The sequence below is a fragment of the Cryobacterium sp. SO2 genome, assembly GCF_026151165.2.
Lineage (GTDB): Bacteria > Actinomycetota > Actinomycetes > Actinomycetales > Microbacteriaceae > Cryobacterium.
On the sequence record NZ_CP117849.1, the window covers coordinates 3686681 to 3699296 of the forward strand.

The 12616-nt window shown below is 73.5% G+C and carries 8 protein-coding genes; 6 read left to right on the plus strand and 2 right to left on the minus strand.

The annotated features are described in order from the left end of the window. Nucleotides 1–22 precede the first annotated feature (22 nt). Together BJQ94_RS17365 and BJQ94_RS17370 are read left to right on the plus strand one after the other, a co-directional pair. Nucleotides 23–6283: a hypothetical protein gene (locus BJQ94_RS17365; RefSeq protein ID WP_265400013.1), complete on the plus strand. Its 6261-nt coding sequence runs from the start codon at nt 23–25 to the stop codon at nt 6281–6283. 60 nt (nt 6284–6343) lie between these two features. After that, the gene (locus BJQ94_RS17370) at nt 6344–6988 is read left to right on the plus strand and encodes a GNAT family N-acetyltransferase (protein WP_265400014.1); all 645 of its coding nucleotides are present in this window, start codon (nt 6344–6346) and stop codon (nt 6986–6988) included. Nucleotides 6989–7009: 21 nt separating this feature from the next. On the opposite strand, the gene BJQ94_RS17375 is transcribed toward BJQ94_RS17370, so the two are convergent. Continuing rightward, nucleotides 7010–7243, minus strand: a complete 234-nt coding sequence (locus tag BJQ94_RS17375) for an SHOCT domain-containing protein (RefSeq protein ID WP_265400015.1) — start codon at nt 7241–7243, stop codon at nt 7010–7012. Between the two features lie 99 nt (nt 7244–7342). Here BJQ94_RS17375 and BJQ94_RS17380 point away from each other — a divergent pair, with 99 nt between their 5' ends. The 4 genes from BJQ94_RS17380 (at nt 7343) to BJQ94_RS17395 (ending at nt 11802) form a co-directional block, all read left to right on the plus strand. Continuing rightward, on the plus strand, nt 7343–9505 hold the full coding sequence (locus tag BJQ94_RS17380) for a heavy metal translocating P-type ATPase (protein WP_265400016.1): 2163 nt from the start codon (nt 7343–7345) through the stop codon (nt 9503–9505). Nucleotides 9506–9611: 106 nt separating this feature from the next. After that, the gene (locus tag BJQ94_RS17385) at nt 9612–10451 is read left to right on the plus strand and encodes an ABC transporter permease (protein ID WP_265400017.1); all 840 of its coding nucleotides are present in this window, start codon (nt 9612–9614) and stop codon (nt 10449–10451) included. A gap of 57 nt (nt 10452–10508) precedes the next feature. After that, the gene (locus BJQ94_RS17390) at nt 10509–11093 is read left to right on the plus strand and encodes a GNAT family N-acetyltransferase (protein WP_265400018.1); all 585 of its coding nucleotides are present in this window, start codon (nt 10509–10511) and stop codon (nt 11091–11093) included. A 1-nt stretch (nt 11094) separates the two neighbouring features. Next, the gene (locus tag BJQ94_RS17395; protein WP_265400019.1) at nt 11095–11802 is read left to right on the plus strand and encodes a M50 family metallopeptidase; all 708 of its coding nucleotides are present in this window, start codon (nt 11095–11097) and stop codon (nt 11800–11802) included. Between the two features lie 33 nt (nt 11803–11835). Here the strand turns inward: BJQ94_RS17395 and BJQ94_RS17400 are convergent, their stop codons facing one another. Continuing rightward, the gene (locus BJQ94_RS17400; protein ID WP_265400020.1) at nt 11836–12606 is read right to left on the minus strand and encodes a VIT family protein; all 771 of its coding nucleotides are present in this window, start codon (nt 12604–12606) and stop codon (nt 11836–11838) included. Between the last annotated feature and the right edge of the window lie 10 nt (nt 12607–12616).

Sequence of the window (12616 nt, forward strand, 5' to 3'; positions counted from 1 at the left end):
GCACCATTCATCAGGGGGATTGATGTCACCGAGCAGCTCCATTCGCGACTTCGCGCAGTACGCCGGGCGTTTCCTCTGGCCGCGCAGCACGGCCGACCTCACCGACACCACCCTCTGCCCGGCCTGCCGCACCGCCCTCACCTCGGTGGTCTGCCCGGCTTGCGGGCTCGACCTGCGCCATCCGGCGGCCCGCGATCTGCTCGCCGCGTCGACGGATGCCGCCACCGCCCTCGACAAGCGGGTGCAGTTGATCGGCCAGATCCGCTACGAGGTGGCCGAGGCCCAGGCCTCCGCCCAGAGCATGGCCCGGCGGCACGCCGAGGAACAGGTCGCGGCGCATGCCAAGGCGGCAGAACAGGCGGCGCGGGCGGCCGAAATACAGCGGCAGGAGCTGGCGCAACGCGCCGCCGCGCACGCCGAAGGCCAGCGCGCCGCCGCTCTCGCTGCCGCGGCAGCCGCGGCCCAGACCCGGCTCGCCCTGGCGTCTGCAGCCCCCGTGTCCTCAACCGTGGCCGCGCCGCCGCTCGCGCCGGCGGCGGATGTGCCCACCGGTCCAGCCCCGCACAAGCGGTCGAGCGTGCAGATCGTGCTGCTGCTCGTGGGTGTCACTCTCGTGTCGATCGCCGCGATCGTCTTTGTGACGGTCGCCTTCATCTTCACCGGGCTCGCCTTCCGCGCCGGCGTTGTGGCGGTTCTCACTCTCGGCACCCTGATCACGGCGGCACTGCTGCGCCGCAAGGGCCTCGTCGCCACGGCGGAGGGCATCGGAGCGCTCGCCGTGGTACTGGTGCTGCTGGATGCCTGGGCGCTGCGCCAGCTCAACCTGTTCGGCCTCGGCGAGGGTGACGGGCTGCTCTACTGGGGAGCCGCCCTCTCGGTGTGCACAGTGCTGTTCCTCGGCTGGCACGCCGCCTCGTCGTTGCGGGTGGCCAGCGTGGCCGGATTCGCCGCCGCGGTGCCGGCCGCCGGCCTGCTCGCTGCAGGGATCGCGGCGGATGCCGCCCCGATCACCCGGGTGTTCGTGGCCGGGGCCGCAGCTGCCGCCGGCGCGCTGCTGCACAGGTTCACCCTGCCGGGCTCGGCCGGGATGTGGCCGTCGCTGAACCGCCGTGCCGAACGAGGCGCCCTGCTCACGATCGCCGGGCTGGCCCTGCTCACCGCCGCGAGCCTGGCGGGTGTCGTCGTACCCGGCACCGACTGGGCTCCCCTGCTCAGCTTCGGCGTCGTGGCCGTCCTGGCCGCCGCGCACGCCCTCACCGTGCTCAGCCGGCCCCGGCCGGGGATCGCCTCCCGCGTCGCCGCGCACACCTTCGTGGCGCTGGCCGCGCTGGCCGGTGTGCTCGGAGTGCTTGTGAGCACCGGGCGCAGCGACACCCTCACCCTGGTGGTAGCGGTGCCGCTGCCGGTGGCCGTGCTGATCGCGCTGGGCTTCGAATGGGCCTGGCGACGCACGCCGGTCGGCGCCGTGCGCTGGACCATCCTCACCGGCGGCCTCACGGCTGTCGTCCTGATGGGCCTGCTCGGCATCGTCGTGGCGGTGGCCGCCGCGGCCCCGCTGGTGCAGGCCCTGATCGGCGCCTCCACCGATCCGATCGCCCGGCCCGTCAGCGAGTCCGTCGCGGCCCTGGTCACCCTCGCCGGGGTCGCCGTGCTTGTGGCCGTCATCTGGCGCGTCGGCGGGGTCCTCGCCGCCCGCCGGCACGTGCTCGTCTGGTTCGGTGTTGTCCTCGTGTTGCTGGCGGTGCCGTTCACGCAGTGGCTCTGGCTGATCCTGCCCCTCTACCTGCTGCTGGGCGCCGTCGCCCTCGCCGCCGTGATCCTGGCCAGGTCCGCACGCCCGCAGCTCGGCCCCTTCCGGCCGCAGCTGCTCACGCTGTTCGCCCTGGCCGAAGCCCTGGGCTACGCACTCGGCTGGAGCGACAGCTCGAGCTGGTGGCTCGGCAGCCTCTCCGCAGTGCTGGCTCTCGTTATAGTCCGGCTGCTCCTGAACCGGGACAGCGCCGCCGGTGGCCGGGGCGCCCTGCTCTCGGGCGCCGTCGTGCTGACCCTGATCGGGGTTGCCGTGGCACCGCGAGCGCTCACACTCGCGGCACCGCCCACAGACGCCGTGCTCCGGGTACACGTGCTGATCGCCCTGGCCGTGGCCACCGGGGTGCTGGCACTGTTCGTGGCCCAGAGCCGCGTCGGCGGCCTGGTTCCGCTCGAGCGCCGCTGGCTGTTCTGGACCCTGCTCGCGCCCACGCTGTACGTCGTGGCCGCCCCGACCGGGCGTCTGCTCGAGGCGCTGCCTTCCGCGGAGCGCACCACGGTGGCGCTGCTCGCGCCGGCCGCCGGCATCCTGGCCACCGCCCTCGTGGCCGTGGCCGCCCTGCTCTGGACCCTACTGCCGTCGCCGCAGCCGGATAGGGCGCCGTTGCGCTGGGAGCGGCTCACCGGGGCGCTTCTGGTGGCGCCGGCCCTGCTCGCTTTGGCCGTGAACCTCGTGCTCGTCACGGATGCCCCCGCCACGGTGTCGGTGCTCGCCGCGCCCACCGCGGCTCTGCTCACGGCCGCGCTCGCCCTGGCCCTGCGTGTGACCGGTCGCGCTTCACGGGTCGGGCTCGGCCTCGAGATCGGCGCCGCCGTGGTGCTCGGGTCGGCGTTCGGGCGGCTCGACCTCAATGACCTGGGCTGGTTGGTGCTGCTGCTCACCGGTGTGGCCGTGCTGCTCACCGCCGTCGACGCCGACGGCCTGTTCGCCTCCGGCTCCTGGCGCCGGCACCTGGGCTGGATCTCGCTCGGTCTGGCCACGGCCGGGTTGTGGTGGGGATTGGGCGCCAGTGGCACCACGCCGCTCGAGGCGTATGTGCTTCCCGTGGCTGGAACCGTGCTGGCCGTGGCCGCCCTGCTCTGGCGGTACGGCACTGTCGACCGTGCCGTGCGGGCCAGCCCGGGTGCCGCGCTGCTCACCGCGGCCGGCCTCAGCCTGGCCCTGCTCCCGCTGGCCGTGACCGGGCAGACCGGTTCGGTCGTGCGCCCGATCCTGGTGGCTGCGGCGTCGGCCGTGCTGCTGCTCGGCGCGACGCTCGTGCGGTGGACCTCGCCGCGGTGGGTGTTCCTGGCCGCCGCCGGCCTCGCCGGTGCCGCCGGCCTGCTCACCACCGGTGTCGCCCGGTCGCTCACGGTGCTCAGCGCCGGCGGGCCGGCGGGCCCGGTCCTGGAGGCCTGGCTGCTTCCGGCCACGGCGATCCTCATCGCAGCGGCCCTGCTGCTTGTGCGGCAGGACCATGCCGAGTCCCGGTCGGCCCGCCACCGAACGAGCCTGGTGCTGCTGCTCGTCGCCTTGACCACCCTCATGACCTTGGAGGCCCCGGCCTTCGACACGACCGGTCTCGGCGCGGGCCGGGCCATCGGCCTCGTGCTGCTGCTGGGCGCGCTGCACGTTCTGGCCCTCCGCCTGCCCCGGGTTCCGCTGGGCAGGGTCACGGCGTGGTGGAGCGCCGGCCTGGCCGGTGTCGCGGTTGTCGCGGCCCTCGCCGTGGGCGCCGTGGACCCGTTCGAGGCCGTGGTGGTGCCCCTCGGCCTGGCCCTGGTGGCCGGGCAGCTCCTGCTCAACCGGCCGTGGTCCCCCGGCGCGGGCCGCTCGGCTGCCGCCGCGCACTACTGGATCGGCGCAAGCCTCGCCCTGGCGCTGCTGCCCAGCGCCACCGTCGCCGCCGGGCCGGGCGCCACCACCCTGGGCGTCGCCGGCCTCACCGACGACGCGGTCCGCCAGCTGGTCACCCTCGCCCTCGGCGGGGTGCTCGCGCTCATCGGAGCCCGGCTGGTCGGCCGCCCGCGCTGGACCCTGGTGGCCTGGCCGGGTGTGCTCGTGGGAGCCGCGGCCGTCCTCGTCACCGCGGCGGGACGCATCCTGCCGCTGCTCGGCGCCGACCCGGCCGGGCCGGACTGGCGCCTCGAAGCATGGCTGGCGCCCGCCGCCCTGCTGCTCGTGGTCACGGGCGGTCTGGTCATCCGGGCTATCCCGGCCACGCCCGGCACGTCGACCGATGCCGGCACGTCGGTGCCTCGCGGCGTCGGTTACGGTCTGGTGCTCCTGGCCCTGCTGGGCGTTCTCGGCACCGAAACGGCCGCGCTGTCCTACCCGCCGTATGCGATAGGCCGGGTGCTCGGCCTCATCGCACTCTTCGCCGCGCTGCACGTCGTGCTGCGCTGGTTCGACCGCAGCCGGGCGGGCGGCCTGCTGGCCTGGTTCACGATCGCCGCCGGCGCGCTGGCGCTCGTCGCGGGCCTGGGCCGCGACCTGGTCAGCCCGATCGAACTGGGCACGGTCACGCTGGGCGTCTCCCTCGTGGCAGGTCAGCTCATCGCCGCCCGGATGCTCGGCCGCACGCCCGCTGCCGGCTCTCCCGCATCGGCGGCCGGACCGGCACTGCCGGCCTGGCTCGGGGTTGGCCTGGCCGTCGCTGTGCTGCCCAGCGTGGTCGAGGGTTGGACCGGCGACCTGCTCCGCCCGATCCTCACCCTCGTGGCCGGCGGCCTGCTCGGCGTCGGCGGGGCCCTGCTGGCGCCCCGGCCGCGCTGGAGCGCCCTGGTCTGGCCCGGCATCACCGTGGGGGCCGCGGCCCTCGTGCTCACCGCGGCCGGCCGCATCCAGACGCTCCTCGCCGAGACACCCGCCGGACCCGACTGGTGCCTCGAGGTCTGGCTGCTGCCCGCGGCCCTGCTGTTGATAGCCGTCGGCGCCCTCGTTATCGCGGCGTCCCCGATTTCCTCGCCGCGCACCGCTCCAGTGCCGACCGGCACGGGCCTCACCGCGGCACCTGAGGCGTGGCCCGGCGAGCCGCGCCGGGCGCTCGGCTACGGGCTCGTTCTCCTGGCGCTGTTCGGCATCCTCGCGGCCGAGACCGCTGCGCTGGCGTACCCGTCATACGCCGAGGGCCGGATGATCGGGCTCATCGCGCTCTTCACGGTGCTGCACGTGGTGGTGCGCTGGTTCGACCGCAGCGCCGCCGGCGCGGTGCTCGCGTGGTGCACGATTGCCGCCGGGCTGCTCGCCGTGCTGCTCGGCCGACGCCTGGGGCTGCCGGGCCCGCTCGAGATCGGCACCGTGCCCCTCGGGCTCGCCCTCGTCGCCGGTCAGCTCATCGCCATCGGCCTGCTCGGTGGGGCGGTTCGCCCCGGTGCGGGCAGCGGCTCCGCTGTGGCGCCGGCCTCCTCCCGGCTGGTCGGCCAGGTCTGGTTGGCCATCGGGTTGGCCGTCGCCGTGCTGCCGAGCGTTCTCGAGGGAGCCGACGGTGCCGGGGGTGCACAGGGCGCCCTGCTGCGCCCGGTGCTCGGCCTGTGTGTCGGCGGCGCCCTCGGCATCCTGGGCGCGCTGATGCTCACCCGCGCCCGCTGGAACGTGCTCGCCTGGCCGGCCTGCCTCGTGGGCATCCTGGCCGTGCTGCTCACCGGCGCCCTGCAGATCGTGCCGCTGTATGCCGGTCCGACCGGCCCCAGCGGGGAACTGGAGGCCTGGCTGATCCCCGCCGCCCTGCTGCTGGTGGCCACGGGCGCCGGCCTGGTCTGGACGACCTGGGTGTCGGCATCCGCCGCGGGCGCGCCCACCGGCCCGGACCGGGCCGTGTGGGCCGGCTACGGCCTGGTGATCGTCGCCCTCGCCGGGGTGGTGCTCGCCGAGCTGCCGGCACTGGACTGGGCACCGCTGGCCACGATCCGGGTGGTGCTGGTGGTGTGGCTGTTCTCGGCTCTGTACCTGGGCCTGTTCTGGGCCGATGAGAGCCGACTCGGCCGCATCGTCGCCTGGGTCGCCATCGGCGGCGCCGCGGTCATGGTTGTGGCCGGCTGGGCTCACGACGTGCCCGACCCCGTCGAGATCGTCAGCGTTCCGCTGGCCCTTGCCCTGCTGGCGAGCGGCCTGCTGCAGCTGGACCGCATCCCGGCCGCCCGCAGCTGGATCACCCTGGCGCCCGGGCTGCTCGTGCTGCTGCTGCCGTCGCTGGTGCTCGACCTGACCTCCAGCCCGATCTGGCGCGTGGTGGGCCTGGGCGTCGTGGCCATCGCGGTGCTGATCCTCGGCACGGTGCGACGACTGCAGGCCCCGTTCCTGATCGGGGCTGCCGTGCTGCTCGTGCATGCGCTCGCCCAGCTCTGGCCGTGGATCTCGGTGGCCTACCAGGTGGTGCCCTGGTGGCTGTGGCTCGGCGTCGGCGGCGTGCTGCTGATCGTGCTGGCCGCCCGCTACGAGCAGCGCATCCAGAACCTCAAGACCGTGGCGCTGCGCATCTCGGCCCTCCGCTAACCCCGCAGCGAGGGTCGGCTGCGCGGCCGGCGGCCTCGGACCGGCGTGGAACGATGGGATGTGCCCGATTCCGCCGCCCCCGACGTCCTCCGCACGGCACGGCTGCGGCTGGACCCGCTCGCCCCGGCTGACCTCGCGGCCGTGCACGCCATCTACGCCGACCCCGTCACCTGGCGGCACCTGCCGGCGGGCCGGCACACGACGCTCGCCCAGACCGAGCGGATGCTCGACGAGAGCGAGCAGAGCTGGTCGGCATCCGGGCTGGGCCGCTGGGCGATCCGGCTGCGGGCGCCTGTGCCGGGAGTGGGGCTAGCCGCCGGCGCCCTGATCGGGGTGGCGTCGGCGACGCTGACGGACTGCGGAGCGCGCAACGTCGGCTACCGGCTCACTCCCGCCAGCTGGGGAGTCGGGCTGGCCACCGAGGCCGCCACGGCGGTGCTCGCCGTCGCCCAAACCTCCGATTACCCGGTCACCGCGCGGGCGCTCGCGAGCAACCCGGCGTCGGTGCGGGTGCTCGAGCGAATCGGCCTCACCCGCGTGTGGAGCGGGCGAGGGCTGCCCGGGGCCACGATTGCGCCGGTATCCGGAGACGCCGGGGCCACGCCCGCGCCGGGGCATCCGGACAGCACCGCGCTCGAGCGGGTGATCTTCGCCGATCGCCCCCTCGCGCCCGAGCTGCTGGCCGCCATCATCCGTCTCGGCTGACGGCACTGACGGAGCGCCCGGTCAGAGGTGCTCGCCGAGCTCGGTCACCTGTTCCCGGTACTGCTCGGTGGTGAGCTCGCCGCGCGCGTAACGCTCATCCAGGATGCGCCGGGCGTCACTGCGACGCGGGCCCGCCTGGTCTTCGCCGCCGCGGAACACGCGCACCGCCCACACGATGAGCACCACGACAGCGGCCAGCGACAGCAGCCCGTACAACCAGAGCCAGCCCGGATTCATGCCGTATCCCCACATCATCGCCGGTCGCCTCTCTCATCGTGACCCCTAGGGGGTCTGCTGTCTCCACGGTAGTCCCGATTCCGGAATCGGTACCCCTAGGGGGTATAAGGTGGGGGTATGGCTTCCTCAGAGCACGATGTCCAGCACGACGAGATGAACCAGCACGGCATGCAGCACGGCGGTATGGACCACGGCGGCATGGACCACGCGGCGGCGGGCCACGGCGGCATGGACCACGCGGCGGCGGGCCACGGCGCCATGGACCACTCCGCGATGGGCCACTCCGGCCACGGCGACCACGTCGGCCAGTTCCGCCGGCTGTTCTGGCTGATGCTGGTGCTGGCCGTGCCGGTGGTGGCATTCAGCGGCATGTTCGCCGGCCTGCTGGGCTACTCCCTGCCCGACGCCGCCTGGGCGGCCTGGATCTCGCCGCTGCTGGGTACCGTGATGTACGTCTGGGGCGGCCGCCCGTTCCTCACCGGCGCGGTGGGCGAGCTCAAGACCCGCTCCCCCGGCATGATGCTGCTGATCGCCCTGGCGATCACCGTCGCCTTCCTGTCTTCCTGGGGCGCGAGCCTGGGCATCCTCAGCATGGAGCTCGACTTCTGGTGGGAGCTTGCCCTGCTCATCGTGATCATGCTGCTCGGTCATTGGATCGAGATGCGGTCGCTGGCGCAGTCGTCGTCGGCGCTCGAGTCGCTGGCGGCGCTGCTGCCCGATACCGCCGAGCGGGTGGATGCCAGCGAGGTCACGATCGTCGCTCCCGCCGACCTGCACACCGGCGACCTCGTGATCGTGCGACCGGGCGGCCGGATCCCCGCCGACGGTCAGGTCACCGAGGGCACGGCAGACGTGGACGAGTCGATGATCACGGGCGAGTCCCGGCCGGTGAGCCGGGGGCCGGGCGACCAGGTGGTGGCCGGCACCGTCGCCACCGACACGGCGCTGCGGATGCGGGTGACCGCCGTCGGCGACGACACCGCGCTGGCGGGCATCCGCCGGCTCGTGGCCGAGGCGCAGGGCTCGTCGTCGCGGGCGCAGCGACTCGCCGACAGGGCCGCGGGGTGGCTGTTCTGGTTCGCGCTCGGGGTGGGCGTGCTCACGGCGATCGCCTGGACGCTGCTGGGCAGCCCGGAGGACGCCGTCGTGCGCACCATCACGGTGCTCGTCATCGCCTGCCCGCACGCCCTGGGCCTGGCGATTCCGCTGGTGGTGGCGATCAGCACCGAACGCGCCGCGCGCGGCGGGGTGCTCGTGACCGACCGGCTCGCGCTGGAGAGCATGCGCACCATCGACACCGTGCTCTTCGACAAGACCGGCACTCTCACCCGCGGCGAACCCGTGCTGAGCCACGTGCACGCCGCCGCCGGGCACACCGAGGCCGAGGTGCTCGCGCTGGCCGCCGCCGTTGAAGCCGACAGCGAGCATCCGCTGGCCAGGGCCATTCTCATGGCGGCCCGCACCCGCGCCGTGACCGTGCCGGCGGCCACGGGGTTTCAGGCGGCCACGGCCGTGGGCGTGACCGCCACCGTCGACAACCACGAGGTCGCCGTGGGCGGGCCGAGCCTGCTCGGCAGCCACGCTGCCCGGCCGCTCGAGATCAGCGAGACCTGGGCGGCCGAGGGCGCCATCGTGCTGCACGTGCTGCAGGACGGCCGGGTGATCGGGGCTCTGGGCCTCGCCGACGAGGTGCGCCCGGAGTCGCGCGAGGCCGTGGACGCCCTGCACGCACTGGGTGTGACCGTGGTGATGATCACCGGCGACGCCGAGGCCGTTGCGCACTCGGTGGCCGCCCAGCTCGGCATCGACAGGGTCTTCGCCGGCGTGCACCCCGCCCGCAAGGCCGAGGCCGTGTCGGCCCTTCAAGCCGAGGGCCACCGGGTGGCCATGGTGGGCGACGGCGTCAATGACGCCCCGGCCCTGGCCCAGGCCGATGTGGGTATCGCGATCGGCGCCGGCACGGATGTGGCGATCGCCTCCGCCGGGGTGATCCTGGCCAGCGACGACCCACGTTCGGTGCTCTCGGTGATCGAACTCTCGCGCGCCGGCTACCGCAAGATGACCCAGAACCTCTGGTGGGCCGCCGGGTATAACCTGCTCGCCGTGCCGCTGGCCGCGGGGGTGCTCGCGCCGATCGGTTTCGTACTGCCGATGGAGGTGGGCGCGCTGCTGATGAGCGCGTCCACCGTTGTCGTGGCCGTGAACGCGCAGCTGCTGCGCCGCCTCGACCTGCGGCCGGAGGTGAGCTGCGCCCGGGTTCTGGGCGCCGGCGCCCGGTAGGGATCTGGCATTCAGCCCCCGCCCGGGGTCTTCTCCCCTGGGCGTGGTGGCCGCTAGTGTCTGACCAACACCCAACAGGCACCACCTCGAGACGAGGACCCCTCCAGTGATCCCTGCGCCAGCGGCCGAGACCCTCACCCCCGCACTGCCGGGCGCCGCGCAGCCGGTGCGGTTCACCGGCATCCTGCGCGGCGAGTGGATCAAGCTGCGCTCGCTGCGGTCGACGGCCTGGACCGTCGTGATCATCGTCGTGGTGCAACTCGCGTTCGCCATCCTGATGGCGCTCACCATGACGGAGCCGGCCGACGGCACCGCCACCCGGGACGCGGCGACCAATGTCGCGGTGATCTCCGCGACCCTCGGCCTGGTGGCCGCGCAGCTCGCGATCGCCGTGCAGGGGGTGCTGCTCACCGGCGGCGAATACTCGACCGGCCAGATCCGCTCGACGCTCACCGCCGTGCCCACCCGGTTGCCGGTGCTCTGGGCCAAGGCGATCGTGTTCTTCGTGCTCACCTTCACCGTGGGCTTCGCGGCGATCCTGATCGCCTACCTGGCTGCGCTCCCGATCCTGTCCGGGGTCGGCATCCGTCCCGACGCCGGCGATCCCACTCTCTGGCTGCGGATGGCCGGCGGCGCACTCTACCTCGCGCTGACCGGGGTGATCGCGATGGCAATCGGTGCCATCACCCGGTCGGTGCCCGGCGGCCTCGCGGCGACGCTGGGGCTGATCCTCGTGCTCCCCTCCGTGCTGCAGCTCATTCCGGCCGAGTGGGCGACCGACCTGATGAGCTGGCTGCCGGGCGTGGCCGGCCAGGAGCTGTTCTTCTGGGGTAACAGCGTGCTCGCCAGCCCGTTCGAACCGTGGCAGGCGCTGCTCGTAATGCTCGGAGCCGTTGGCGTGGTGGTGGCCGGGGCCGCTGTTCAGCTCGTGCGCCGGGACGCCTGAGCCCAACTACCCCCAGAAAGGGACCCAACGGTCACTCAACACGACTAGCCTCCATGGATGGTCGAAATACGCACGCGCGCCCTGCCCCGCGAGGTGGGACTGCATCACCCCGTCGCGGACGACTGGGCCGGGTTGCGTGATATCCGCCTCCGGTCGATCGCGAACTTCCCGCTGGGCTTCTTCGAATCCTTCGCCGCCGCCCTCGCCCTCACCGAAGCGGACTGGCGTGAGCGCGGTGCCCGGAACGCCGAGCCGACCAGTTTCCAGGTGGTCGCCCGCACCCCCCTCGAACAGCAGTGGGTGGGCACCATGGCCGCCTTCCTCTCAACCGGACCGCCACAGTACGATCTCAACAGGCCCGCCACCATCACCGGCCCGGTGCGGGCGAACCTCGTCGGCGTCTGGGTCGATCCCAGCTTTCGCGGTCGCACCGGCGTCGCCGCGCGGTTGCTGGGTGCGGTCTGCGCCTGGGTCACCGAGGAGCAGCACCTCGACAGGCTGTACCTGCACGTGCACGAGAGCAATCACCGCGCCATCCGCTTCTACGAGAAGAACGGGGCCGCGGCCACCGGCGAGTACATCAACGACCCGCGCCGCGCCTCGGAGCGGCACGTCGAGATGGTGCTCAGCACGGCTCGCTGACATGGACCTGATCCTCGAATTCTGGACCCGCGTCTCTGCGGTCAACGCCCCGCCGCCGCTGCTGACAGTGTGGCTGACCATCGCCGCTGCCGCCCTGCTGGTGCTCGTTCCGCCGGTCTGGAGACTAACCAGGCACGGCATCACGATCGTGCACGAGGGCGGGCACGGGCTCGTCGCGGCGCTGGGCGGCCGTCGGCTGCAGGGCATCCGGCTGCACTCTGACACCTCGGGCCTCACCGTGAGCCGCGGCAAACCACGCGGGCCGGGCATGGTGCTCACACTGCTCGCCGGCTATACGGCGCCGGCCCTGCTCGGGCTCGGGGCGGCGTGGATGCTCAGCCGCGGCCACGATGTCGGCCTGCTCTGGGCGCTGCTCGCGGCGCTCGCGCTGCTGCTCGTGCAGATCCGCAACTGGTTCGGGCTCTGGTCGGTGGCCGTCACCGGGGCGCTGGTCTTCGGCGTGACCTGGTTCGGCTCCCCCGCCGTGCAGGGCATCTTCGCGCTGCTGGTCACGGCGTTCCTGCTTCTCGGGGCGCTCCGCACCGTCGTCGAGCTGCAGGTCACTCGGTCGCGCCGCGGTGGCACCGCCTCCGACGCCGACCAGCTCGCCCGGCTCAGCCACCTGCCCGGATTGCTCTGGGTGGTCGTCTTCTCCGCGGTGGCCGGAGCCTGCCTGGTGGGAGCAGCGCGCCTGCTCGGCCTGGTCTAGCGGCGCACCTCGGCGCTGGGCAACCGTGGCGAACTAGAAGACGGCCACTCCGAGCAGGGTGCCGACCAGCCAGGTCACGGCGAGCGCGGCCGCGCCGCCGGTGACCACGCGCACGGTGGCGCGCAGGATGCGGCTGCCACCCAACCGCGCACCGAGCGCGCCCGTGAGGGCCAGCGCCACGAGCACGGCCAGGAAGGTGACCGGCACCCGGACGGCCTCCGGCGGCAACAGGATCGCCAGCACCGGCAGGATGGCGCCGAGGAGGAACGCCAGCGCAGAGGCCCCGGCGGCGTGCCACGGGTTGGCCACCTCTTCTTCGGTGATGTTCAGCTCGAGGGAGAGGTGCGCCTTGAGGGCATCCTTCTCGGTGAGTTCCACGGCCACCTGGCGGGCGGTGGCCGGCGCCAGACCACGCGCCTCGTAGAGCCCGGTGAGCACGTCGAGTTCGCCGGCCGGGTCGTCCCGCAGCTCGCGCTTCTGCTTCTCGATCATGGCGCGCTGGCTGTCGCTCTGGCTGCTCACCGAGACGTACTCGCCGAGCGCCATGGAGATCGCACCGCCGACGAGGCCGGCCGCTCCGGCGGCGACGATGGCCGGGGTGGATCCGCCGGCGCCGGCGACGCCGACCACGATGGCCGCAACGGAGACGATGCCGTCGTTGGCGCCGAGCACCCCGGCCCGCAGCCAGTTGAGCCGGGTCGCCAGGCTGGTCGAGAGCGCCGTGGGCGCGATCGCGGAGTGGGTGGCGGCATCCGCCGGGAGGGTCACGGCGGGACCGAAGAAGGGGGTCGAGAGGATGGCCATAGAGTCACCA

Coding starts and splice junctions, on each gene's coding strand:
- BJQ94_RS17400 (WP_265400020.1), bottom strand. CDS start 12,606: ATGGCCATCCTCTCGACCCCCTTCTTCGGTCCCGCCGTGACCCTCCCG.
- BJQ94_RS17380 (WP_265400016.1), top strand. CDS start 7,343: ATGGCTTCCTCAGAGCACGATGTCCAGCACGACGAGATGAACCAGCAC.
- BJQ94_RS17375 (WP_265400015.1), bottom strand. CDS start 7,243: ATGATGTGGGGATACGGCATGAATCCGGGCTGGCTCTGGTTGTACGGG.
- BJQ94_RS17390 (WP_265400018.1), top strand. CDS start 10,509: ATGGTCGAAATACGCACGCGCGCCCTGCCCCGCGAGGTGGGACTGCAT.
- BJQ94_RS17365 (WP_265400013.1), top strand. CDS start 23: ATGTCACCGAGCAGCTCCATTCGCGACTTCGCGCAGTACGCCGGGCGT.
- BJQ94_RS17395 (WP_265400019.1), top strand. CDS start 11,095: ATGGACCTGATCCTCGAATTCTGGACCCGCGTCTCTGCGGTCAACGCC.